Here is a 22,620-nt window from a genome sequence, read left to right on the forward strand (position 1 = left end):
TTACCTAGTCTTGCCTGTTTCATTTCAATCTCCACCTTTCATTATTAATTAAATATTAGCATAATTTCACAGAAAAATATTCTCAAACTTTCAACGCATAAACCCATACTTCTTTTTCATTCATGACAATTTTTTTCTCCAACGCCATGCCGATCGATTCGGCTACTTTTTGCGAAGCAATATTCCCGGGCTGGATGAGGGAAATGAAGCGTTTTTTGGCCAGGTAATGGGTGCCGTAATAGCGGAGGCCATTCGCCGCTTCTTTTGCATACCCTTGCCCCCAATATTCCTTGGCAATCCAATAACCGATTTCAAGTTCCGGCTGCCCTTCGACTGTCTGTCTGACAAGCCCCGCATGTCCGATGGGCTGTCCGTCGCTTTTCCGGACAAGCACGCGCAAACCGAAATCCGGATCTTCCCGGTACGAGCGGTAAATCCAGTACAAAAATTCCATTGCGCCTTCACGAGTCCGCGTCTGGCCGTTGCCGATATAGCGAACGACATCCGGGTCCGCCAGCATGGAATAAAGGAATTCGAAATCCTCGTCGCGATAGAAGCGGAAATCCAATCGTTCTGTCTGTATTTTCATGGTGAAAGGTCCTTTCGCTAACTGTTTTTGTCCATCTGGTCAATCGTTAATTCCGGCCATTTTACAAGCCAGTTTTTTGTCTTCAAGCGTTTTTCGTAAACCGCTTTTAGTTCTTTATTTTCAATAAAATGCGGTGTCGGTTTCACGATTAAGTTCAATGCATCGTTTACTCCGCAAGGGGCTGCTAAAACCAATTGCCCTCGCTCGTCCAATTTAACGGCAAGCGCCGTTGCAGTTTCCGGGAATTTCGAAATGGCATCAATAGAGGATGCGTATGGCGGAAGGTTATTGATGTGATGCATCCTGGCTTCATTCTTCACCGACCATGGCAAATCCGGCAACAGCTGACGGAGCTTTTCTTCATAGCGCTTTTCTTCCGCTTCATCCACCGCTTCCGGATTAAAGTAAACCACATCAATATCCCCAAGCGGCGTCCGTTCGTTAAAGCCATGCAATTCATCCCAGATTTTGGTCCGGACAAAGCCTGCGCAAGTCCACCAATCCGGCAGATTCAGTTGCCCCGCTGTCTCGAGTACAGCCATCATCCAGTCGTCCGCTTGGATCGCGCGTAAAATATCTTCTTCGTTTTTCATCTTTTTCTCCTCAGTCATTCCGGTTGCCCAAGTATACAACTGGCAATTCCATTTCCTGCAAAGCCCCATGAAAAGAAACTTGGTACGCTTTTGCAGTCGGCCTTGAACTGACGATTTGATGGAGTTCCGTTCCGATATAATGCAAAGCGGCTCCATCATCTGCAGCAATTCCGCCTTTTATCGCTCCCGATGCAATAGAATGCTGATATACCGGCCGTCGATTTTCTTCCCCGTCGTAATGCGGGCAATTGCTTCCGGCTAAAAAACCGAGGCAGTGAATCGGCTCCAACTGTTCCCCGTAAGAATCCGTGATGCCAACTTCGAACCAGCAGAGAGACCCAGCACTGATTCCCGCAAGTACCGTTCCTTGTTCCCAAGCTTTTCGAATGATGCCGTCCAATCCCCAGTCTTTCCATAAAGCCAAAAGGTTTTTTGTGTTGCCGCCTCCGACGTAGAGAATGTCCTGATCCAACACAAATTCCTCAAGATCTCCCGCAGGCGGGTTGAATAAAGAAAGGTGCGAAGGCGAACATTCCTGCTGCTCAAAAAAATCATAGAAACGCTGCGTATAAGATTCCGAATCGCCACTTGCTGTCGGGATAAAACAAATCTTGGGCTTTGCTTTTCCAGATTGCTGAAGAATGTATTGATCCAATAATGGGTTATCCGGCTCCATGGAAAACCCGCCTCCACCAAGTGCGATAATTTGCTTCATGTTCTTTCCTCCCATTCCGGCTTCAACAATGAAAAAATCAATGCATCATGCGATTCCCCTTTTTGATAGAGGTAGCCGCGCAAACGCCCTTCCTCGCTGAACCCAAGTCTCTTCAAGAGCCCGCTAGATGGTTCATTTTCCGGGAAAGTCACGGCTCCGATACGGTACAACTCGCGTTCTTCAAAGCAATACCGCAAGATTTCACTGACGGCCTCTTTCGTAATCCCTTGCCCCCAAAAGTCCGGATGCAATTCATAGCCGACCTCCGCTTTCTTCGCACGGACATTCAAATTATTCAATCCTACCGTCCCCAGAAATTGTCCACTCTCTTTCCAGATGATTCCCCAGCGCATGCCCCGTCCGCTTTCATATCCAAACTGAAAGGCATCAATGATACGGGCTGCTTCGTCCGGATCGGCTAAGCTTTCGCTTCCGTAGTATTTTGTCACTTCATCCCGTGACATGATATCAAAAAATTCGGCTTTGTAGCGCTGTGTAATATGTACTAAATTCAATCGTTCCGTTTCAAATATAGGAAATGCCATTAGGTTGCCTCCTCAAGTTAACGAATCCATCTACCTGTTTTCGCCACAGCCGGCTGTTTCCCCTGCCTCGCTCGGAAGTTCGCAGTTTTTTCCGCCCGTAAATGGCGGTTCCTTCTTTTACTCCCAACTTTAACTGGAATACTCTCAACTTTTATTGAAATACGCCCAACTTCTCTATAAATACTCCCAACTCCGCCGATTGGCCGCGATCCAATAAAAAAACCTGAACTGCTAGACGGCAGTTCAGGTTTTGGTTTAGATGAATTTTGCTACTTCTTCTAACGGCAGACGCGTTGTTCCGAAAGCTGGAGCCGCCGCTTTTCCGACAGCGATCAAGACGATCGGGAAAAGGTGTTCCGGCAGTTCGAATCTCTCAGCAAATTTCGCTTTGTCGAAACCGCCCATTGGGATTGTATCGTAGCCGCGCTCTTTTGCAATCAGCATCAATTGCATGGAGACAAGCCCAGCGTCGAATGCTGCGATATTCATTCTCGCTTCAACAGGTGCGTTCGGGTACATTGCATACGTATTAGCGACAGTCCGCTCTTTAATGGACTCATCCATATGTCCGGCTTCTACATTTTGCGTGTAGATTTTTTCAACGTTTTTGTATGCGTCGATATTGCCGAGTACCGCAATAACAGCTGATGATTGCTCGACTTGCGCTTGGTTATTCGCAATAGCGCGCAATTCTTTTTTAACGTCTTGATCTTGGATCACGATGAAGTTCCAAGCTTGAAGATTGCTAGAAGACGGAGCACTTGTTGCAAGTGTCAGCATTTCTTCCAGTTCTTCTTTTTCGATTTTGAAGCTCGGATCGTAAATACGCACCGATTTTCTTTCTTTCATTACTTTATATAAGGGTGATTCTACGTTTACTGACATGGAAATGCCTCCTCTGTTTACACTTACTTTTAGTAAGTCGCAAAGAGTAATTTATCACGCAGCCTTTAGCCTGTCAAAGAAATTGACCTGCACGCCTTCCGTTAATCGTTCGGATTGATGATGGCAAGCATTTGGTGGTCTTCCCAGACGCCATTGATCTGAACGTTTTTCTGGCTGATCCCTTCTTTATGGAAGCCTGCTTTCTCCAGAACCCGGATAGACGCGATATGATCCGGCTTGACCCCTGCTTCGATGCGGTGCAGCAATAATTCTTCAAATGCATAGTTGACGAGCAGCTTCACGGCTTCTGTGGCATAGCCTTTGCCGTTATGGTCCTGGTCTACGGTGTAGCCCATGATGGCACTTTGAACAGGGCCGCGAACCACTTGAACCAAGTTGATGCTGCCGATCAAAGTCCCGTCTTTTAAGATGATCCCGAAATTATACTCTTTGTCTTTTTGGCGGTTTTCTTCTTGCCTTTGCAGCCTCGCTGCCTGTCCTTCTAGGGTGTAGTAATCCGCACTCCGCGTTACTGAAAATTGTTCAAATAAGTCCTTGTTCTTGATTTCCACTGCTAAAATATCCGGCAAGTCCGCTTCTGTCAATTTTCGCAAAACAATTTTTTCGCTCTCCATACTTCTCCCCATTTCTGCTAGAATCATCTTGTCATTCAACTTTATCATAATTCTCCAACTTCCATGTTCCACATGAAACTTTCATTTCGGATAAATAAAAGCCGGTCCTTTGATGGACCGGCTTGAATGGTTATTTTTACTGAAGTTCGATCGAAAATTCTTCTTTGGGTTTATTCCATTGCTTGATTTGATGGATTTCAACGGGCTTAGCGTAATAATAGCCTTGGACTTCCTGGCAGATGAGCTGACGGAGAAACGTGCTTTCCTCTTCCCGCTCAATGCCTTCGGCAAGGCAGGTCAACTCGAAACGCTCTGCCATCGAGGTGATGGTCTCTACGATGCGCTGACTGTTTTGGTTGCTGTCGACCCGGTCGATGAATTCGCGCGGCACTTTGATTTTATCGACTTTGACCTTAGCTAAGATGCCGAAAGAAGAATAGCCGGTTCCGAAATCGTCGATGGCAATGCGGATGCCATGGGACCTCAGTTCTTCGATTTTTTGAAGATCTTCCATCCGATTTTCAAACAGCGACCGCTCCGTCAATTCAATTTCCAGATTTTCCGGCGGGAATCCCGTTTTTTTCAGGATGGCTAGCGTTTCTTCGACAAAATGCTCTTGCTGGATCTGGATAAAGGAGACATTGACCGCCAATTTCAGCGGCTCTTCGGAAACACCCGTAAGCTCCTGTACTTGCCGGCATGCCCGCTCTAAAATCCAATTGCCCAATGGGACAATGAAACCGTTCTTTTCCGCAATCTCGATAAAGACTCCTGGAGAGATGGTGCCGATTTCCGGATGCTGCCAGCGCACTAGCGCTTCGACTCCCACCATGCGGTTTGTCTCCAATTGAACTTGAGGCTGATAGACAACACAGAATTCCTTTTCCAAATCCGCTTGGTATAAAGCTTCAGAAATTCTTACTTGGTTCATGCTATCGCGTTTGATTTCTTCAGAACAATATACCCAGCGGTTGATGCCCGAGTCTTTCGCTTTATCCAGCGCAAATTGTGCATGGCGCATCAATTCATCGCTGGTCTGGCCATCTGTTTTGGAGCAGCTCGTCCCAATGCTGAATGTCAGCATGTAATTGTGATTTTTCAATTCATAAGGTGCTGACAAGACCTGGAGAATATCTTGAAAATAGGAAACGACTTCTTCTTTTGCAAAATTATTTTCTACAGCAATCAAAAATGTGCTGCCTTCCGCTTTTGCCAAATAGGAATGGCCGGTCAGCTTATCTTCCAAGCGAACTTTGACTAAGTTCAGCAATTCATCGCTTTTTTGATGCCCCAGCACATCATAAACCGATTGAAAATGATTAATTTCAATTTTGCCGACAATGAAATGCTTTTCTTTTAGCATGTAATCTATGTATAAGTTAAAATCCATCCGGTTCGGGATTTTCAGGAAGGGATCCTGATAAGCCATCTCTTCCGCTTGATCCATATAGTGAAAAAGCATCTTTTCCCGTTTGTTCATCGATTTCAGCCCCCAATAGGCGAGCCCTGCAGCCAAAATCATTAAAGCCAAGCGGAAAAGATGATGGTCTGTGCCGATCACGACCATTAGCTCCTCCGGCACGAGGACGACCAAGCTTATTAATACTGCGAGTGAAACCGCCAGCACGTAGGAAACCAGCAAAAAACTTTGCAGGATCAAAGCCACCATCAAATATAAAAAGACGACGGCCCAAATTGAAACCGCCACTTCATCGATAAAATAAAACAAGATGAGCGGAATCGACACGTAATTTATGGCATATAAATGCTCTTTAACCCTACCTTGAATCGTAGTCTTCCCAAGCCATAGCGAAAATCCGCCTAAAATAAGCATAGCGAGCGGCACCGGATATTCGCTAAAAGTCGCCCCCTGTTCATCGGCGAGCAAAAACCACCCAAACGCCAATCCGCCGATAATATTCCCCCAACCGATGACATACCCGATTAAACTGTAGAAACGGGCCTTCAACCGATCAGCTTCACTTATATAACTTCCATTCACGCGATGAATGTTCATCTCTTCAAACTCCATTCAAAAAAACTTGTGCTGCTCAATTATAACGCTTTTTTTCGATTCGCATTCCGGACTTTCATCCGCCAGAGTTCTTCTGCAGCGCCTGAACCAAAAAGCACGCCGAACATGATGACGACAAATCCTGCCAAATGTACGGCTGTAATTGTTTCTCCAAGAAAAACCGCAGAACCGAGCAACGCGAATAATGTATTTAAATTAATGAAAACTGCCGCTTTTGGCGGCCCGACTTGGCCCAGTGAATAATTATAAAGCATATGGCCAAGTGCCGTCGCGATCACACCGGAGGCAATCACCAATAGCCAAAATGCTGCATTCATTTCAGCGAACATCCGCCATTCCCCGGGCTCTTGGATCAAACTGATTATAAACAGGCCGGCCGAGCCCACAAGAAACATATAGCCTGTCTGCAGCCTTGGATCCAAGGTTTCGGAAGCTTTGCTAATGACTAAAAAGCTCAACACCTGGCCAAGAATGGCGAGTAATATGTATACATCCCCTATAGATACCCGGCTCGTTTCGCTATTTCCGGACAATACGGTCGCGGATACGCCGATAAACCCGAGCATCAGGCCAATCCATTGCAGTTTCGACGGCCGCATGCGAAGCAGCGCCAAACTGAAGATAGCCGTCAGGATAGGACTGGTCCCGAGAATCAATCCGGCATTTGTTCCAGAAGTCAAAGAAAGCCCAACCGAAATAAAGTAATGGTGGATAATGACATTGAGGAGCGATCCGATCGCTACGTAGCGCCATTCCTTAGCTGTAAGCTTTCGGACCATGCCAAATGCAAACAGGACGCCAAAGACCATTAACGCCGCTAAAAAGATCCGGAGTGAAGTCATGGTGACCGGCCCCATTTGTGCTGTTAAATATTTTACCGCTGGAAGATTAACGCCCCAAATAAACATAATAGCGACCAGTAACAGATAAATTTTAAATTGGCTCATGCTCATCCCTCTTTTTATCGGCTATAATTCCCATTTTCTTAACCTTAAGCTTTCAAAAGGAGCTGTTCGTCATGTAATGTCTTAGATCTCCCTTTTTTCGGACCCTTGTAAACGCATTTTTTACCACTTCACTAGAAAAGTACAAAAAGGAGTTGCCCCAAATAATTTCAGGACAACTCCTTTTGTGGCGAAACTAGCGCAAAGACAGAGGTAGGCGCAATTATATTACCCTATGCTTCATTAGAATCAATGGGGCTTTCTTCCAATTCTTCTATTGTTCTTCGAAAGCCGTAGAAGGAACGGAATTTCTGTTTTTCGTAGAATGTTTGTGAAGCCGTGCTCGCGAGCAGCTCCATCCGCGTTTTTGGATAAATTTTATGTACATATGCCAACAACGCTTGGCCCATGCCTTTGCCGCGTTCTTTTTCATCGACTAGCAGTTCACATATGTACAAACTAATCGATTCGTCAGTCAACCCTCTTACGCAGGCGATAACTTCTCCATCTCGCTCCGCTACAAAAGCGATTTGGAAATGATTCCAGGCTGATTTCGTTTCGTCTTGTTTAGCTGCCAGATTGGTCCAGCCTTCTTTTTGATTTAATTGGTGAATGGCTGGAAAATCGGTTTCTTTATATGGACGTATTGAAAAATCGCTTTGTTTGATGGTCATGCTTCTCTTCCTTTACTATTTTATTCACTCCGCATTCCTTCCTAGGCGCTTAGCAACTCTCCAAAAACCTCAGGAAACGCCGCATAAGCCAAAGTGAAAATGACGATGATCGCCAGCGGAAATTGAATCAAAGTGAAAAGGTAATCATTCGGATTTTCAGCATACTTTTTCTCCATGACGGCCCGGACCGTTTCCTGGATGGCACCAAAGATGACAAAGATGAATATCATGTAAATCTGAATGGAATAAAACGCAAAAATGGCAGTGATGACAACCGCAAATACCATGACCATCCGAATGGTCCAATCGATTCTTTGATGTTTTTCATTTACATAATTATTAGAGAATCTTTTTCTTTTCTCGACGCCTAACATTTTTCTTAATAGCATATTCAAAAGGAAAATCACCACTGCACTCCCAATCAAGAAAAATGCCATGCTCCACCAGAATTCCGAAGTATGTTGGGCGGTGTATTCAGGCGGCAAGCCGCTCGGATAAGTACTCAAACCAATCTTCCCCTTTCTAGCGTTATTTTTGTTTGTTTGCTATTGCACGGCCTGCCACTCTTCCTGAAAACAGGCAGCCGCCGAGGAACGTTCCTTCAAGCGAGCGATAGCCATGGACACCGCCGCCGCCAAAACCACAGACTTCCCCTGCAGCATAAAGCCCGGGAATCGGTTGGCCGGCCTCATCAAGGACACGGGCTGACAAATCTGTCTGCAAACCGCCAAGCGTTTTGCGGCTGACGATATTCAAACGGACCGCAATGAGCGGACCTTTTTTCGGATCGAGCATCTTATGCGGCGCTGCTACCCGTATCAGCCGGTCGCCCCGGTAATTTCTGGCGCCGCGCAACGCAGTAATTTGAAGGTCTTTCGTAAAAGCATTGTCCATTTGCCGGTCTCTTGCCATGATTTGGCGTTCGATTTCTTTAACATCCACCAGATTTTCGCCGGTCAACCGGTTCATTCCGGCTACCAGCTCTTCTAACGAATCGGCAACAATAAAATCTTCCCCTTTGTCCATGAACGCCTGAACCGGTGCAGTCGCCCCTTTTCGCACGCGTGATAGCACTTGCGGAATGCTTTTGCCGGTTAAATCGGGATTCTGTTCCGAACCGGACAAAGCAAATTCCTTTTCGATCATCGCCTGCGTCAAAATGAACCACGAATAATCGAAGCCGCTCTTTTGAATCGTTTCCAATGTCCCTAAAGTATCGAATCCCGGAAAGTTCGGCGCCGGAAAACGCTTGCCTGTAGCATCGAACCACATCGATGACGGCCCCGGCAAAATCCGGATGCCGTGCTTGTGCCAGACCGGATTCCAATTTTTAATGCCTTCCGTGTAATGCCACATCCGGTCCCGGTTCACAAGCCGCCCGCCTGCTTTTTCAGTGATGGCGAGCATGCGTCCGTCCACATGTGCAGGGACGCCCGACAGCATGTTTTCAGGTGCTGGCCCTAGCCGCTCCGGCCAATTCTTCCGAATCAATTCATGGTTCCCGCCAATTCCGCCGCTTGTCACTACGACCGCTTCTGCGTGATACAGAAAATCCCCGACCGCTTTTCTGGAACTCGCTTCTCCTCTTGCCGCCTCGCTTGGCTCAAGCACCGAACCGAACACTCCCGTAACGTTATGGCCTTCTTTTACCAGTCCATCCACTTGATGGCGCGGCTTATAGTCGACCAATCCTGCTTTCATATGCGCGCGTACACGGCGTTCAAAAGGTGCCACAATCCCTGGGCCAGTACCCCAAACAATATGGAAACGCGGAACGGAATTGCCATGGCCTTCCGCTAAATAGCCGCCGCGTTCTGCCCAGCCGATGACAGGAAAAAACTTTACGTCCATACTCGCTAGCCACGCCCGCTTTTCACCCGCAGCAAAATCCACGTAGGCTTCCGCCCATTTTCTTCCCCAGTAATCTTCGTCTTGCTCGCGGTCAAAACCGGCTGCCCCAAGCCAGTCCTGCCATGCCAGCTCTTTCGAATCTTTGATTCCCATGCGTTTCTGTTCAGGTGAATCTACCAAAAACAATCCGCCAAATGACCACCACGCCTGGCCGCCAAAAGATGCTTCAGGTTCTTGATCCAATAGTAAAACCCTTTTTCCTGCATCCGCGATTTCCGCTGCTGCCACCAATCCGGCTAAACCTGCCCCCACTATAATCGCATCATATTCCACGCCGACATCCCCTTTGCAGTCCGCTATTCTTTCTTCTTTCATCGTAGCAGAAACGATTGGTAAATTATAGATATTTTCTGATAATTAATCGGATTGCGTAGTAAGGCAGGAATGACGATTAATTTATTTCGTTTTGGATTTGGTTTATATTGGAATATTATTTTATTGTTTTAAAAATTTTTAAGAAAAGTGGTCGAATCTACGACGAACGCGCGTAAATGATTTTGAACGCGCGCATTTTTGTCTGAACGCACGCAAACTTCAGTGAGCGCGCGCATTTTCATTTGAACGCGCTCAAATTCATGACCATGGAGAAAATGCAGCTTTCAAATAAAATAATAGAAAATATTTCCACCCACCACCTTATATCAACAATAAAAGCCGAAACCTTTATCCGGTTTCGGCTTTTTTCCTATCCTTCCAAATGCTTTCGCTGGAATTCAGAAATGCTTTCATATTCTTCCGTCAGCAAACGCGACAAGCGAATGTAGATCGGCAATAATTCACGGTAGATTTCACTCGTTGCAGCTTCGGGATAATGGGTATGGGTTTCTCCGATCATTTCCGAAACGATGGAGAAATCTTTTATTTCACCGAGGGCGTACATGCCAAGCACGACAGCCCCAAGACAAGAACTTTCGAAGCTTTCCGGCACGATTACCGGTTTATCAAACACATCCGCCATCAGCTGGCGCCACATTTCAGAACGGGCAAAGCCGCCGGATGCCTGGATGCGCAATGGTTCACCCGTCAATTCTTCAACCGCAAGCAGGACCGTGTACAGATTGTAGACGATGCCTTCCAAAACCGAACGGATCATATGCTGTTTTTGGTGGTGAATGCTGAGGCCGAAAAACGATCCCCGTGCATTGGCATCCCATAACGGCGCCCGTTCACCGGTCATATACGGGTGGAACAGAAGGCCGTCCGATCCCGGATTGACAGTCGATGCAATTTTGGTCAGCACGTCGTAAGGGTCGATTCCTAAGCGTTTGGCCGTTTCGACTTCAGAGGATGCGAACTCGTCCCGCAGCCACCTCAGCACGATGCCGCCGTTATTGACGGGACCGCCGATAATCCAGTGGTCTTCCGTCAAAGCATAGCAGAACGTCCGCCCTTTTGGATCTGTTTTCGGAACAGGTGAAACGGTGCGGATGGCCCCGCTTGTGCCGATCGTGACAGCGATGACGCCCGGTTCGATTGCGTTCACGCCGAGATTCGCTAAGACGCCGTCGCTCGCACCTACTACAAACGGCAGCTGCTCAGGAATCCCCATAAACGCGGCATACTCCGGCAAGACTCCCTTCATCTGGTGGGTTGTCGGCACAGGACGCGACAACTCGTTTGGTGAAATACCTGCCAGTTCGAGTGCTCCCCGGTCCCAGTCCAACTTTTCCAGGTTAAATAAGCCGGTAGCAGAAGCGATGGAATGATCGACGACATATTCGCCGAAAAGCTTAAAGAAGACGTATTCTTTGATGCCGATAAATTTAGCCGCCCGTTCACAAACTTCCGGCTTTTCATCTTTCAGCCAAACCAATTTCGCAAGCGGCGACATTGCGTGGATCGGCGTTCCGGTGCGCAAGTAAATTTCGTGTCCATCGTGCTGTTCCTTGATTTTTTTCGCATGCCTTGAACTTCTCGTATCCGCCCACGTGATGCTTTTCGTCAGCAATTCCCCTTCACTGTCGATTGCGATCAAGCTGTGCATCGCCGAACTGAACGATACCAACTTCAACTGATCCGGACCGATGCCGCTTTTTCGAATCGTTTCTCTTATCGTCCCCAGGACAGCGCGGAAAATTTCTTCCGGATCCTGCTCTGCGATAATCGGGCTTGGTGTATCCAGCGGATAAAGAATCGTGTCGCTTGCGATAACATTTCCTTTTTTATTGAATAAAACCGATTTTGTCGACGTCGTGCCGATATCGACTCCTAAGTAATATGCTTGTTCAGGCATGGTAGCCCTCCTTTAGATACAAGAAAAAGAAAAAGGAATCTCCCCTTTTTCTTTTTCGAAGTTGTTTAAATGAAGAAACTGATGATTAAAACGACCACGAATCCGGTTAACCCGATAATCGTTTCCATAATGGTCCATGATTTAAGTGTATCCTTCACGTCAAGCCCGAAATACCGGTTTACTAGCCAGAACCCCGAGTCGTTGACATGCGATAGAACCGTCGCACCTGAAGCGATGGCAATAACTACTAAGCCGAGTGCCGGCCCCGTCATATTGACCATTTCCAAAAGCGGCGTAATTAATCCGGCTGCAGTCACCATAGCGACTGTTGCCGATCCTTGCGCTACCCGCACAGCTGTGGCAATTAGGAAAGCAAGAACGATTGGCGGCAGCGGTGAACCCGCCATCATATCTCCAAGTACTTCCCCAACACCTGAATCGATCAGAACTTGCTTGAAAACACCGCCGGCTCCAGTAACAAGAATGATGATTCCTGCTGGCTCAAGCGATTTCGTCGCGATATCCTGAACTTCCTGGCGTGTGTAGCCGCGTTTCGTTCCAAGAATATAGAAAGTTAATAATGTAGCAATTGTCAAAGCCACAAATGGATGGCCAAGGAATGTCAAAATATCCCGTACTGTATTTCCTTCTTCTAAAACAACACCTGAAACCGTATTCATCAAAATCAAGATAAGCGGAATCAAAATAAGGAAAGTGATCAAACCAAAACTCGGCAGTTCCTTATCGTACTCTTTCTGTTCCAATTCCATGTAATCCGGAATGGCGACGTGAATTTTCTTTCCTATGTAACGGCCAAAGAGCGGCCCGGCTAAAATCATTGCGGGCACCCCTGCAATTGCGCCGAATAAAATAACCCAGCCCATGTCCGCATTGACTAATTGCGCAACGGCAATCGGCCCGGGAGTCGGTGGGATAAAGCTATGCGTAACGGCAAGACCCGCGAGCAGCGGAATTCCATAATGAAGAAGCGACTTTCCGGTTTTGCGGGCCAGACCATAGACGATCGGCACCAAAATGATAAAACCGACATCAAAGAAAACGGGAATGGCAACGATGAATCCGGTAAGCCCAAGAGCCCAAGGTGATTTTTCCTCTCCGAATTTACTGATCAACGTGCCTGCCAAGCGCTCAGCGCCACCCGATACTTCGAGCATTTTACCGAACATTGCACCAAGTCCGACGACGACTGCGACGAATCCGAGCGTACCTCCCATACCATTTTGAACCGATTCAATTACTTGGCCAAGCGGCATGCCCGCCGCAATGCCGACTAATAAACTGACAAGCAATAATGCCACAAACGCATGCAATTTCGTACGCATAACCAAAAACAATAAAAGAAAAATACCGGCTACCGCCACCAAAATCAATGTTGAACCTGACATCTTCGTCCCTCCTCGTTGTGTAAAGCCTTATTATCTTACTTTTTTTCTACTGCATGCCCGCCGAATTCATTGCGCAGCGCAGCCACGACTTTTCCTGTGAAGGTGTCATCTTCCAACGAACGGTAGCGCATCATCAGCGATAATGTGATAACCGGAGCCGGAACATTCAAGTCCAAAGCTGTCTCAACTGTCCATTTGCCTTCACCTGATGAGTTCATGACGCCGCGGATGCCATCCAATTTTTCGTCTTTTGAAAATGCATTTTGCGTCAAGCCCATCAAGTACGAACGGATGATAGATCCGTTGTTCCAAACGCCCGCCACTTTCTCGTAGTCGAAATCGAAATTGCTTTTATTCAGAATTTCAAATCCTTCGGCAATCGATTGCATCATGCCGTACTCAATTCCGTTATGCACCATTTTCAAGAAATGTCCGCTTCCCGGTTCTCCCGTATACAAATAGCCGTCTTCTACCGAAATGTCTTTGAACAAAGGCTCAATTTCCTTGAACTTCTCAGCGTCTCCGCCGATCATCGAACAAATTCCTTTGCGCGCCCCTTCTGTTCCACCGCTTGTTCCGCAGTCAAAAAAGTAAAGGCCCTGTTCCTTTAATTGCTCAGCACGGCGCACCGTGTCTTTGTAATTGGAATTTCCGCCGTCAATAATCGAATCGCCTTTTTCCAATAGCGGTGTGAGTTCCGCGATCACCGACTCCGTAATTTCCCCTGCTGGCACCATTAGCCATACTGTGCGAGGTGTTTCCAATTTCTCCACAAGCTCTGAAATCGAAGAAGTTTTCTTGAAACCGCTTTCTTCGATTGCCGCATGGCTATCGTAGCCAATCACTTTATGTCCGTGGTCCACCAAGTTAAGGGCCAAGTTCAATCCCATTTTGCCTAAACCGATTATACCGATTTGCATAATTAAACCTCCTATGAATAAAAGAATATTTTTCCGTATTAAAAAGATTATATCAAATATTTTTCCATACACAACATGTTATTCTATATTTAAAGGAAACTCACCAAAGAAATGAGGCGCGAATTTATGAAAGAACAGGCATTTGCGCTGGCTGCCATCCGGGGCAGTTACCGCCACTTCAGCGAAAAAGAAAAAAAGATCGCCGACTATGTCTTGAACGATCCTAAAAATATTATCCATTTGACCATCAACCAAATTTCCGATGAACTCGGCTTAGCGGAGTCCACCATCTTCCGTTTCTGCCAGCGAATCGGCTTTAAAGGTTTTCAGGCATTCAAAATTTCATTAGCCGCTGAAGTAGTAGCGCCGCTGAAAGACATCCATGAAAAAATCGAAGAAGGCGACAGCGTCGAGCGCGTTACGGAAAAAGTTTTCCGTTCCAATATCAAGACGATAGAAGATACGCTGCAGATCGTGGACGCTTCTGCGATGGAGCAAGCGGTCGATGCAGTCATAACCGCACGAAGAATCGAGTTTTTTGGGAACGGCGGCTCGGCGGCTATTGCCATGGACGGCTACCATAAGTTCATCCGGCTCGGCCTCCAAGTGTCCATCAACCTTGATGCCCATATGCAGCTGATGGCTGCTTCCCAGCTTCAGCAAGGAGACGCGGCCATTGTCATTTCCCATTCCGGATCAACCAATGACGTCCTTGATGTTCTGCGCATCTTAAAAGAAAAAGGTGTGACCATTATTTGCATCACCAATTTCGGCAAGTCCCCGCTGTCTAAAGACGCGGATATCGCCCTATACACCTCGTCTGAAGAAACGGATTTCCGTTCTGAGGCACTTTCTTCCCGCATTGCTCAGCTCACCTTGATCGATGCCCTTTATACGAACTTGATGATTTCACGCGGAGAAGAAGGCAAAAAAGCCCTTCAAAGCATGCGCGAAGCGATGTCCCATAAACGGCTGTAACTTAAAAAATACTCGGTAATCCAGTCGACTGGCTACCGAGTATTTTCTTTCTCTATGAAATTTATATAGCTGTTTGATAATTGCTTGTATAAATATGAATGTCACTTTTAAATAAAAATTGTATCAATTCAGGATTTAATCTGCATAAAATTTGAAAGACCAATAACCTTAAATAAAGAGGTCACTAGCTTTTCAAGTTCTTTACTTCGTATATAAAATTCCGATAATCCCTTATATGTTAACTAATAATTTTACACATCATAAAATAAACGATTATTTCAATGAAAATATACTTAAATAAACGAGTATAGAACATTTCTTTAAGAAATCATATCTATCCAATATTTTCTCCAGCAACAATATCATTCATCACATCTTCTAATGTTACATTTTTTAAAACTTTCTCCATTGCCCCTTGTGCGGTCGCAAATATAGGTTCTATAGTATTTTGGATATTCCGGCCAACGGGACAATTAAGCTGTGGATTTTCGTGTATACTGAATAATTCTTTATCTTGAACAACATTTACCGCTTTATAGACATCGAACAAGGTAATATCAGATAGTTTCATTGTAAGTTTTGCTCCTGCAATACCTGGGTGTACTTCGATCAAACCAGCTTTTTTAAGCATGCCCATAAGTTTCCTTATCACTGCTGGATTTGTGTTAACGCTCGAAGCTAAAAATTCAGAAGATGTTATTCCATCTTTATTAAATTCAATTAGAGTCAATATATGAATTCCGACAGCAAATCGGCTGCTAATGGACATTTACCTTCACCCCTTTATAAATTTCTATTTCAATATCTAATATCATGTAATTAATTTAGTTACAAGTTTATTGTATCAAATAGCAGGCAAAAAACAAATATTGCTATTCCTGTTGACAATTCAGTTACAAGTAACTAATATGAATACATGTAATCATTATTGTTACACCAAAAGCGAATTAGGGGGACTGGAAAATGAAAATATTAGTTACAGGGGCAACAGGAAAATTAGGTTCGAAGGTTGTAGAAGCAATATTGAAAACCCTGCCTGCAAGCGAGCTGGCGGTGAGTGTGCGGAACGCCGAGAAAGCAGAAGGGCTTCGTGCTCGTGGAGTGGAAGTTCGTCAAGCAGATTTTGAACACCCAGAAACTTTGGATAAGGCATTTGAAGGAATTGACCGCTTATTGATCATCTCCGCGGATGGCGACAATGAAACAAGAATCCGCCAACATACTAATGCTGTTCAAGCAGCTGAACGTGCAGGAGTAAAATTCATTGCCTACACAAGTTTGGCTAACGCTACAGAAAGTAAAAATCTTATGGCGCCGCCTCATGTTGCCACAGAAGCGGCCATTATCAAGACCGGTATTCCCTACTCTTTCTTGCGCAACAACTGGTATTTCGAAAACGAAATCGGAAGCATTCAAGGTGTCCTAGCAGGAGCTCCGTGGGTTACTTCTGCGGGAGAAGGAAAAGTTGGCTGGGCATTGCAACAAGATTATGCAGATGCAGCGGCAGCGGTTCTGGTTGGAAACGGCCATGAAAATACAGTGTATGAACTTTCTGGCCCTCTTCTAACCCAAGAAGAATTAGCGGCTGCTCTTGGTGAAATTCTGGGTAAAGAAGTACCTGTACAACAAGTAAGTGACGAAAAATATGCAGAAATCATGAAAGGCTCAGGTTTACCCGATTTTGTGATTCCGATTGTTGTAGGAATCCAAGAAAGCATCCGCAACGGTTCACTAGAAGTGGAAAGCAACGATTTCGAGAAACTTCTTGGCCGTAAGTTGCTAGTCAAAAAATCACTAAACCAACTTGTTAATACAATTTCACAAACTAAATGAAATTAAAAGAATCGATATGATGGCATAATTGAGTCTTAGAGTCTCCTATCATATTCAAAAACAAGAAAACATAAAAGTTAATATTTTAAAAACCTATAAAAAAATTTTTTTTGCAAGCCGGGGCATTCTGCAAAGAATGTCTTTTTTGTTTAGTTTTTTCAACCAATATTCAAACTCATATTTCAGTTGCTTCTCATAACTCTCTTGGTATCTTAAAATCTTAATTCCTTTCTCTTTCTTAAGATATACTTAGAGAATTAAGCACAACCATTCGTAAAATTACACTTTTAAAGACAAAATGGTCAATGCATCTTTACTCTCCTCTGTATTTGAATAGCTTCTGATAACCTCATGATATGTAAACTGATTTTGAAGAGAAAATCTCTTTATAAATTTTCCGGTACAAAATCACAAATCCAAATATCAGTAAGGTTCCATCTGCCTGGAAATCAGTGCTGGATTAATTCTAAGTGGCATATCTAAATAAACCGGTTTCCTGTACTGAGTACAGTATTTCATCGCATCCATGGTATTTTCTAAAGTTCTACCTTGAAAACTTCCATTGATTCGACACGTCAATCCAATATTTAATGAAGTGTCAATAAAAATTGTTATATAAGAAACTCCATTTTAAAAAAACGGATTTCATTTTAATTTTAATGAAATCCGCTTTATTTTATTCAGCTATTTTTATATACCAACTAACTTAGTTGATTTCTGTTTTCTTATCCAGGTTATGATCAATATATTCTTTTCCCCATTCATACATCGAGTCAAGTATGGGAATAAGACTTTTCCCCTGTTCGGTAAGAGAATATTCCACTTTTGGCGGGACCACTGGATAAACTTCGCGGTGGACAATCAAATGGTCTTCAAGTTCACGTAGCTGATTAACAAGCATGCGCTGGGTAATCCCCGGCATAAGACTCTTTAATTCGCCAAAGCGTTTCGTTCCTTCTTTTCCTAAATGCCACAGCACCAGCATTTTCCACTTTCCTCCAATGATAGAAAGTGTTAGTTCCTTTTCACAATTAAAAACTTTCTCTCCTAAATTAGGCATCTGTTTTCTTTCCTTCCTTCCTTGTTATATTTCTATCGTATACTTTTCGATACTATGCGTCAAAAAAGTCAGTACTATAATTAAAGTAAGTTACTAATTATACTAGAAATAGTATAGCTAGTAAATTTTTCTGCATTTGAACAAAGTCGCTCCAATTGTGTAGTGCAACGCAATAAAAAAAGAAAAGAGGATAAAAATGATACGAATCGGCATAGTAGGTACAAACTGGATAACAGAAAGATTGCTTGAAGCGGCAGAAGGAGTCGACAATTTCAAATTAGCGGCCGTTTATTCCCGGACGATGGAAAGAGCTGAGGAATTTGCCAGTCTATATGGGATAACCAACATTTTTACCGACTTGGAAGAAATGGCAGCCAGCGATGAAATCGATGCGGTTTATATTGCCACGCCTAACTCATTCCATGCTGACCAAGCTATCTTGTTTTTAAAAAACTCCAAACATGTATTATGTGAAAAACCGATGGCTGCCAATGCAGCAGAAGTGAAGAAAATGATTCAAGAAGCAAAAGATAATCAAGTGCTGCTTATGGAAGCGATGAAATCTACGTTGCTTCCAAACTTTAAGGCCATTCAAGATAATTTGCATAAAATCGGCCCCATCCGCAGATACTTTGCTAGCTATTGCCAATACTCATCGCGTTATGATACATACAAAAAAGGGACCGTATTAAATGCTTTTAATCCAAAATTCGCAAACGGTTCTTTGATGGATCTCGGCACATACTGTTTATACCCGCTCATCTCACTATTCGGCGAGCCAAGCGAAGTAAAGGCCACTGGTCTTATCCTGGATTCCGGTATAGACGGCGAAGGAAGTGTCGTATTGAAATATGAAGACAAAGATGCGGTGGTCATTTATTCGAAAATCACAAATTCAAATTTACCAAGTGAAATCCAAGGGGAAAAAGGAAGCATCGTGATCGATAAAATCCATTCAGCCGAAAAAGTGGACATTCATTACAACGATGGCACTGTTGAATCAGTGACAGTAGAACAACCTCAGCCTGCTATGTATTATGAAGTGAAAGAGTTTATCGATTTAATCAGCCAAAAGAAAACGGAGTCACTTGTTAATTCGTTTGAAAACTCCTATACCACCATGTGCGTAATGGATAAAGTCCGCCAAGAAATCGGCCTGTCCTATCCAAGTGATTCCAAGTAAACGGTCTTCAATTGATCAGGCCGTCGGAAGCGAATCAGAATTTTTTTCTTCTATATAATTGGAAGTATTCACTGGCTCTAAAATAAACTTTTCTAATACGTGAAGCACCCCTTCTTTATTGTTCGTAAAGGTCGTATAATCAGCCATAGCTTTCACTTCCTTTACGGCATTTCCCATTGCTATACCGAGACCGGCTGTCTCAATAAGTTCGATGTCATTATAGTTGTCACCAATACCGATTATTTCTGAACGGTCTATACCAAGTTTTTTCGCTAAGCATAATAGGGCACTACCTTTGTTTGCCTCGGGATGGGTGATTTCAAGGTAGTGTTTTTTTGATTTTGCGATGTGAGCATACTTGCCGAATAAGGTTTGCAATTCATTTTGTAAGTGATCGAGGACGATTGGTTCTTCGATAAAAAGTAGTTTTGTCACGCCTTTTTGGGCAAGCTTGATGAGATTGGGCTCTATCCTATAGGGCACTTTAACTGCTTCAGAATAAGCAATCAGCTTGTCATTTTCTACGGCACTGTAAAGAATATCATCTTGGTATATTTGTAGATGTAATTTTTTCTCACGAGAAATTTCGATTAACTTTTGTGCAATATCGGGAGGAACAGTGCGCTCATATATTACTTCTTTTTCATTAACATCTTTGATCAATGCACCTTGATAAGTGATGAGCGGTACATTTATACCCAACTGCAGGGCAATGAGCTTCGCAGAGGAAAACATGCGGCCTGTAGCAATCGTAACAATTGTCCCCGCTTCCACCGCTTTTTTAATAGCGGTTACTGTATTTGGTGAAATCATTAAATCGTCTGTGAGCAATGTCCCATCGAGATCGATCGCGACCAATTTATACATAGGCTCTCTCCTTACAATTATGTTTTATCTTTCATGAAAAATGATTGAAACAGAAAAATTCAACTTAATCCTTCAAACAACAATACTCGCGCAGGTGAAGCCTCCGTACCTACTAATTTCAAAGGCGCGGCAACCATAAAGTATTGTCCCTGCTCCACTTCCTTCAATCTCAGGCCCTCTATGATGATGATGTCATTTGCAAATAAGGTTTTATGCGTCGGATGCCCTTCTTGGCTTCTTTCAATTCCAAGCGCATCTATTCCAACCCCGCGAATCCCTAACTCAGCAAGATAGCTTGCTCCATCTTTTGCCAGATAGACAAAATCAAAATTAAACTTTTCCTCAAACGAGTTTTTCGTTTTTAATAAAATAAAATCTCCTTTTTGAAGCTTGAATCCTTCTAAGTCCGTTTTTGAAATTCCGTTCTTTACTGCCGTCAAATCGAGAACTTGACAAGGCCCTACAAGACTGTCCAGCGAAAGCGATTCGAATGTCTCTCCATCCACATTCATATGAAGCGGCGCATCGATGTGGGTGCCAGTATGAACATCCATGTCCAGCCGTGTTTCCGTAACATAGCCGTTTGTCAGCTGATTGATTTTCGGCTGTTTTTCCGGTTTGTTCTTGTAAACGGTCATGCCTTCATAGATCGCCCCTGTTACATCATACATTTTCATGTAATCCAACCTTCCATTACTAATATTGTCTTCAATGATACCTTCACCTTCGCATGCCATTTATACAGTTGTCCAATGAAAATACTTTGGTGCAAAAAAGTTCAAGCTTGATAAACAATTAAAAATAAGCTTGAGCTTAAAAAATCTTAAACTCAAGCTTATTCGTTGTTCTATTCTAAATTCGCATGTCTGCCATACATGACATCGGATTTGAGTCCCTTTTTATCCATGAATCTCAAAATCACCGCGTCATAAAACACAAGAAGCGACTGTTCAAACAATGATCCCATCGGTTGAATCGATTTGCCACTAGTGCCCTCCCCTTTTGCTTGTGCCGGTATTTCAATTCGAATATCCGCCAGTTTGCCTATTGTAGACTCAGGGTTTGTAGTAATAGCCACTATGGTTGCACCGATGCTTTTGGCTTTCTTCGTCATGGCTGCGAGGCTTTGAGTCTCCCCGGAACCAGAACCGACAATGAAAATATCATCGACTTCCAGGTTCGGTGTCACCGTTTCTCCAACCACATACGCATCCAGGCCTACGTGCATCATACGCATCACAAATGCCTTAGCCATAAAGCCGGATCGGCCCCCGCCTGCCACAAATATTTTCTTTGCACGCAGGATGCCGTCCACTGCCTTTTCGGCTTCCTCATCATCAATGAGAGCAGTGGTCCGCTTCAATTCAGCCAGTATTTCGTCTGTATAGCCCGCCGTGTTCATATTACGCCGTCACACTTTCTTTCATCATCTTTTGAATTTTTTCCGCTTCCGCGCCCTTGTTCTCTTTGCTTGTAATTCCACCGCCGACAATGATTAAATCCGGTTGTGCTTTAATGACTTCCGGCAATGTCTCCAATTTGATTCCTCCAGCAATTGCGGTTTTAGCATTTTTCACGACGCTTTTGATTGTACGCAAATCTTCGAAAGAATCTTTTCCTTCCGCTTGCAAATCGTAGCCGGTGTGGACACAGATATAATCCGCGCCAAGCTCATCAAGCTCTGCAGCACGTGTTTTGATATCTTTTACAGCAATCATGTCAACCAGGATTTTCTTGCCTTGTTTTTTCGCTTCTTCAACTGCGCCCTTGATGGATGAATCTTCTGCCTGAGCAAGAATCGTCACAATGTCTGCGCCTGCAGCAGACGCATTCGATACTTCATAAGCCGCAGCGTCCATAATTTTTACATCTGCAAGAACTTCCAGGTTAGGGAAAGCTGCTTTTATTTCTGCGACAGCTTTAAGACCTTCTTTATTGATGACTGGCGTTCCGATTTCAACGATGTCGATAAACGCCTCTACTTCTTTAACCACTTCGATTGCTTGTGGAATGTTTACTAAGTCTAAAGCTAATTGTAATTTCATGTGTCATTCTCCTTGTTGTCGTATTTTTGATTCTAACTTAGTGTAAAACCTACAAGCATTGTTGTGAAGTACGCACTTTAATTTCACATACTGACAAAAAGTATACTGTCGGCGGCTATCACAATGGTAATCTGTTTAATTTTATATATATGCATTTATTTCTTAATGTATCTGATTAACTTTAAGGTTCTATTAAGACCGCTTTAAGATAATCCAATTACTTTTTCCTTTTCACTAAACACTCAACACGACTTATCCAGTTTGAAAATCAATTACTTGTTTCTTATCCGAATGAGATATTGTAACTTTTTTGCAATAGATTACTTTCGATAATGGGATTTAACCTTTGTTATTTCTCCCTCAAAAAATCCTAAATTCCTTAACTTCTAAAAAATATTTCATGATAGAGATATTTTGTATATCAGATAAGTTTTTAAGAACCAGATCCCTGGTGAATTTCCTCCTCTTTCCCCTGCGACAGTATACTTTTTGTAAGTATATGTTTATAAAGTGCGTACTTACATAAAAAACTTTGAGTCATTATACTAAAACCTGTTGCGATTATCAGT

23 protein-coding genes are annotated in these 22,620 nt (G+C 43.9%); 3 read left to right on the top strand and 20 right to left on the bottom strand.

Translation table 11 applies throughout. The annotated features are described in order from the left end of the window. Window positions 1-82 precede the first annotated feature (82 nt). The 14 genes from AC2EXB_RS18360 to gnd all read right to left on the bottom strand — a co-directional run bounded on the left by AC2EXB_RS18360 (window position 83) and on the right by gnd (window position 14,085). Window positions 83-589 carry a GNAT family N-acetyltransferase gene (locus AC2EXB_RS18360; protein WP_251476761.1) on the bottom strand — a complete coding sequence of 169 codons (507 nt, stop codon included), beginning with the start codon at window positions 587-589 and terminating at the stop codon, window positions 83-85. Between the two features lie 17 nt (window positions 590-606). Then, window positions 607-1,182, bottom strand: coding sequence for a nucleotidyltransferase family protein (locus AC2EXB_RS18365; protein WP_483602694.1), 576 nt, complete (start codon window positions 1,180-1,182; stop codon window positions 607-609). 10 nt (window positions 1,183-1,192) lie between these two features. Continuing rightward, on the bottom strand, window positions 1,193-1,897 hold the full coding sequence (locus tag AC2EXB_RS18370) for a Type 1 glutamine amidotransferase-like domain-containing protein (protein ID WP_483602696.1): 705 nt from the start codon (window positions 1,895-1,897) through the stop codon (window positions 1,193-1,195). After that, entirely contained in the window at window positions 1,894-2,442 is a 549-nt protein-coding gene (locus tag AC2EXB_RS18375; protein ID WP_483602698.1) for a GNAT family N-acetyltransferase, read from the bottom strand. The genes AC2EXB_RS18370 and AC2EXB_RS18375 overlap by 4 nt, the downstream gene beginning before the upstream one ends. A gap of 255 nt (window positions 2,443-2,697) precedes the next feature. Continuing rightward, window positions 2,698-3,327: a nitroreductase family protein gene (locus AC2EXB_RS18380; protein ID WP_483602700.1), complete on the bottom strand. Its 630-nt coding sequence runs from the start codon at window positions 3,325-3,327 to the stop codon at window positions 2,698-2,700. A gap of 101 nt (window positions 3,328-3,428) precedes the next feature. Next, window positions 3,429-3,962 carry a GNAT family N-acetyltransferase gene (locus AC2EXB_RS18385; protein WP_235197639.1) on the bottom strand — a complete coding sequence of 178 codons (534 nt, stop codon included), beginning with the start codon at window positions 3,960-3,962 and terminating at the stop codon, window positions 3,429-3,431. A 136-nt stretch (window positions 3,963-4,098) separates the two neighbouring features. Further along, window positions 4,099-5,979: an EAL domain-containing protein gene (locus AC2EXB_RS18390; protein WP_483602702.1), complete on the bottom strand. Its 1,881-nt coding sequence runs from the start codon at window positions 5,977-5,979 to the stop codon at window positions 4,099-4,101. A 38-nt stretch (window positions 5,980-6,017) separates the two neighbouring features. Next, a complete protein-coding gene (locus AC2EXB_RS18395) occupies window positions 6,018-6,944 on the bottom strand; it encodes a DMT family transporter (RefSeq protein WP_483602704.1) in 927 nt (308 codons plus the stop codon). A gap of 230 nt (window positions 6,945-7,174) precedes the next feature. Beyond that, a complete protein-coding gene (locus tag AC2EXB_RS18400; RefSeq protein WP_483602706.1) occupies window positions 7,175-7,615 on the bottom strand; it encodes a GNAT family N-acetyltransferase in 441 nt (146 codons plus the stop codon). Between the two features lie 41 nt (window positions 7,616-7,656). Further along, window positions 7,657-8,121, bottom strand: coding sequence for a DUF4181 domain-containing protein (locus AC2EXB_RS18405; protein ID WP_483602707.1), 465 nt, complete (start codon window positions 8,119-8,121; stop codon window positions 7,657-7,659). Between the two features lie 22 nt (window positions 8,122-8,143). After that, window positions 8,144-9,799: an FAD-binding dehydrogenase gene (locus tag AC2EXB_RS18410; RefSeq protein ID WP_483602709.1), complete on the bottom strand. Its 1,656-nt coding sequence runs from the start codon at window positions 9,797-9,799 to the stop codon at window positions 8,144-8,146. A gap of 412 nt (window positions 9,800-10,211) precedes the next feature. Beyond that, complete coding sequence (gntK, locus tag AC2EXB_RS18415) at window positions 10,212-11,759, bottom strand: gluconokinase (RefSeq protein WP_251476784.1); 1,548 nt, start codon at window positions 11,757-11,759, stop codon at window positions 10,212-10,214. A gap of 65 nt (window positions 11,760-11,824) precedes the next feature. Continuing rightward, on the bottom strand, window positions 11,825-13,165 hold the full coding sequence (locus AC2EXB_RS18420; RefSeq protein WP_251476786.1) for a GntT/GntP/DsdX family permease: 1,341 nt from the start codon (window positions 13,163-13,165) through the stop codon (window positions 11,825-11,827). A gap of 35 nt (window positions 13,166-13,200) precedes the next feature. Further along, a complete protein-coding gene (gnd, locus tag AC2EXB_RS18425) occupies window positions 13,201-14,085 on the bottom strand; it encodes a phosphogluconate dehydrogenase (NAD(+)-dependent, decarboxylating) (RefSeq protein WP_483602711.1) in 885 nt (294 codons plus the stop codon). A 126-nt stretch (window positions 14,086-14,211) separates the two neighbouring features. Between gnd and AC2EXB_RS18430 the strand changes: the two genes are divergently transcribed. Continuing rightward, a complete protein-coding gene (locus AC2EXB_RS18430) occupies window positions 14,212-15,063 on the top strand; it encodes a MurR/RpiR family transcriptional regulator (protein ID WP_483602712.1) in 852 nt (283 codons plus the stop codon). 334 nt (window positions 15,064-15,397) lie between these two features. On the opposite strand, the gene AC2EXB_RS18435 is transcribed toward AC2EXB_RS18430, so the two are convergent. Then, entirely contained in the window at window positions 15,398-15,832 is a 435-nt protein-coding gene (locus tag AC2EXB_RS18435; RefSeq protein ID WP_101802319.1) for an Rrf2 family transcriptional regulator, read from the bottom strand. Between the two features lie 194 nt (window positions 15,833-16,026). Here AC2EXB_RS18435 and AC2EXB_RS18440 point away from each other — a divergent pair, with 194 nt between their 5' ends. Continuing rightward, a complete protein-coding gene (locus tag AC2EXB_RS18440; RefSeq protein WP_483602714.1) occupies window positions 16,027-16,896 on the top strand; it encodes an SDR family oxidoreductase in 870 nt (289 codons plus the stop codon). Window positions 16,897-17,602: 706 nt separating this feature from the next. Here AC2EXB_RS18440 and hxlR read toward each other — a convergent pair. Continuing rightward, window positions 17,603-17,956 (bottom strand): transcriptional activator HxlR, encoded by a 354-nt coding sequence (gene hxlR, locus AC2EXB_RS18445; RefSeq protein ID WP_483602715.1) that lies wholly within the window; start codon window positions 17,954-17,956, stop codon window positions 17,603-17,605. Window positions 17,957-18,152: 196 nt separating this feature from the next. Between hxlR and AC2EXB_RS18450 the strand changes: the two genes are divergently transcribed. Continuing rightward, the gene (locus AC2EXB_RS18450) at window positions 18,153-19,139 is read left to right on the top strand and encodes a Gfo/Idh/MocA family protein (protein WP_483602716.1); all 987 of its coding nucleotides are present in this window, start codon (window positions 18,153-18,155) and stop codon (window positions 19,137-19,139) included. A gap of 15 nt (window positions 19,140-19,154) precedes the next feature. Here AC2EXB_RS18450 and AC2EXB_RS18455 read toward each other — a convergent pair whose 3' ends face one another. The 4 genes from AC2EXB_RS18455 to hxlA form a co-directional block, all read right to left on the bottom strand. Continuing rightward, entirely contained in the window at window positions 19,155-20,006 is an 852-nt protein-coding gene (locus AC2EXB_RS18455; RefSeq protein ID WP_483602717.1) for a Cof-type HAD-IIB family hydrolase, read from the bottom strand. Between the two features lie 59 nt (window positions 20,007-20,065). After that, on the bottom strand, window positions 20,066-20,683 hold the full coding sequence (locus AC2EXB_RS18460) for a cyclase family protein (protein ID WP_483602718.1): 618 nt from the start codon (window positions 20,681-20,683) through the stop codon (window positions 20,066-20,068). Window positions 20,684-20,853: 170 nt separating this feature from the next. After that, the gene (gene hxlB, locus AC2EXB_RS18465) at window positions 20,854-21,408 is read right to left on the bottom strand and encodes a 6-phospho-3-hexuloisomerase (RefSeq protein ID WP_483602719.1); all 555 of its coding nucleotides are present in this window, start codon (window positions 21,406-21,408) and stop codon (window positions 20,854-20,856) included. 1 nt (window position 21,409) lies between these two features. Next, window positions 21,410-22,051, bottom strand: coding sequence for a 3-hexulose-6-phosphate synthase (hxlA, locus tag AC2EXB_RS18470; protein ID WP_472484468.1), 642 nt, complete (start codon window positions 22,049-22,051; stop codon window positions 21,410-21,412). Window positions 22,052-22,620 lie beyond the last annotated feature (569 nt).

The organism is Planococcus alkaliphilus (assembly GCF_057031095.1).

Coding starts and splice junctions, on each gene's coding strand:
- AC2EXB_RS18395 (WP_483602704.1), bottom strand. CDS start 6,944: ATGAGCCAATTTAAAATTTATCTGTTACTGGTCGCTATTATGTTTATT.
- AC2EXB_RS18455 (WP_483602717.1), bottom strand. CDS start 20,006: ATGTATAAATTGGTCGCGATCGATCTCGATGGGACATTGCTCACAGAC.
- AC2EXB_RS18365 (WP_483602694.1), bottom strand. CDS start 1,182: ATGAAAAACGAAGAAGATATTTTACGCGCGATCCAAGCGGACGACTGG.
- AC2EXB_RS18450 (WP_483602716.1), top strand. CDS start 18,153: ATGATACGAATCGGCATAGTAGGTACAAACTGGATAACAGAAAGATTG.
- hxlR (WP_483602715.1), bottom strand. CDS start 17,956: ATGCCTAATTTAGGAGAGAAAGTTTTTAATTGTGAAAAGGAACTAACA.
- AC2EXB_RS18440 (WP_483602714.1), top strand. CDS start 16,027: ATGAAAATATTAGTTACAGGGGCAACAGGAAAATTAGGTTCGAAGGTT.
- AC2EXB_RS18375 (WP_483602698.1), bottom strand. CDS start 2,442: ATGGCATTTCCTATATTTGAAACGGAACGATTGAATTTAGTACATATT.
- AC2EXB_RS18460 (WP_483602718.1), bottom strand. CDS start 20,683: ATGAAAATGTATGATGTAACAGGGGCGATCTATGAAGGCATGACCGTT.
- gntK (WP_251476784.1), bottom strand. CDS start 11,759: ATGCCTGAACAAGCATATTACTTAGGAGTCGATATCGGCACGACGTCG.
- AC2EXB_RS18370 (WP_483602696.1), bottom strand. CDS start 1,897: ATGAAGCAAATTATCGCACTTGGTGGAGGCGGGTTTTCCATGGAGCCG.
- AC2EXB_RS18420 (WP_251476786.1), bottom strand. CDS start 13,165: ATGTCAGGTTCAACATTGATTTTGGTGGCGGTAGCCGGTATTTTTCTT.
- AC2EXB_RS18380 (WP_483602700.1), bottom strand. CDS start 3,327: ATGTCAGTAAACGTAGAATCACCCTTATATAAAGTAATGAAAGAAAGA.
- AC2EXB_RS18390 (WP_483602702.1), bottom strand. CDS start 5,979: ATGAACATTCATCGCGTGAATGGAAGTTATATAAGTGAAGCTGATCGG.
- hxlA (WP_472484468.1), bottom strand. CDS start 22,051: ATGAAATTACAATTAGCTTTAGACTTAGTAAACATTCCACAAGCAATC.
- AC2EXB_RS18430 (WP_483602712.1), top strand. CDS start 14,212: ATGAAAGAACAGGCATTTGCGCTGGCTGCCATCCGGGGCAGTTACCGC.
- AC2EXB_RS18435 (WP_101802319.1), bottom strand. CDS start 15,832: ATGTCCATTAGCAGCCGATTTGCTGTCGGAATTCATATATTGACTCTA.
- AC2EXB_RS18385 (WP_235197639.1), bottom strand. CDS start 3,962: ATGGAGAGCGAAAAAATTGTTTTGCGAAAATTGACAGAAGCGGACTTG.
- gnd (WP_483602711.1), bottom strand. CDS start 14,085: ATGCAAATCGGTATAATCGGTTTAGGCAAAATGGGATTGAACTTGGCC.
- hxlB (WP_483602719.1), bottom strand. CDS start 21,408: ATGAACACGGCGGGCTATACAGACGAAATACTGGCTGAATTGAAGCGG.
- AC2EXB_RS18360 (WP_251476761.1), bottom strand. CDS start 589: ATGAAAATACAGACAGAACGATTGGATTTCCGCTTCTATCGCGACGAG.
- AC2EXB_RS18400 (WP_483602706.1), bottom strand. CDS start 7,615: ATGACCATCAAACAAAGCGATTTTTCAATACGTCCATATAAAGAAACC.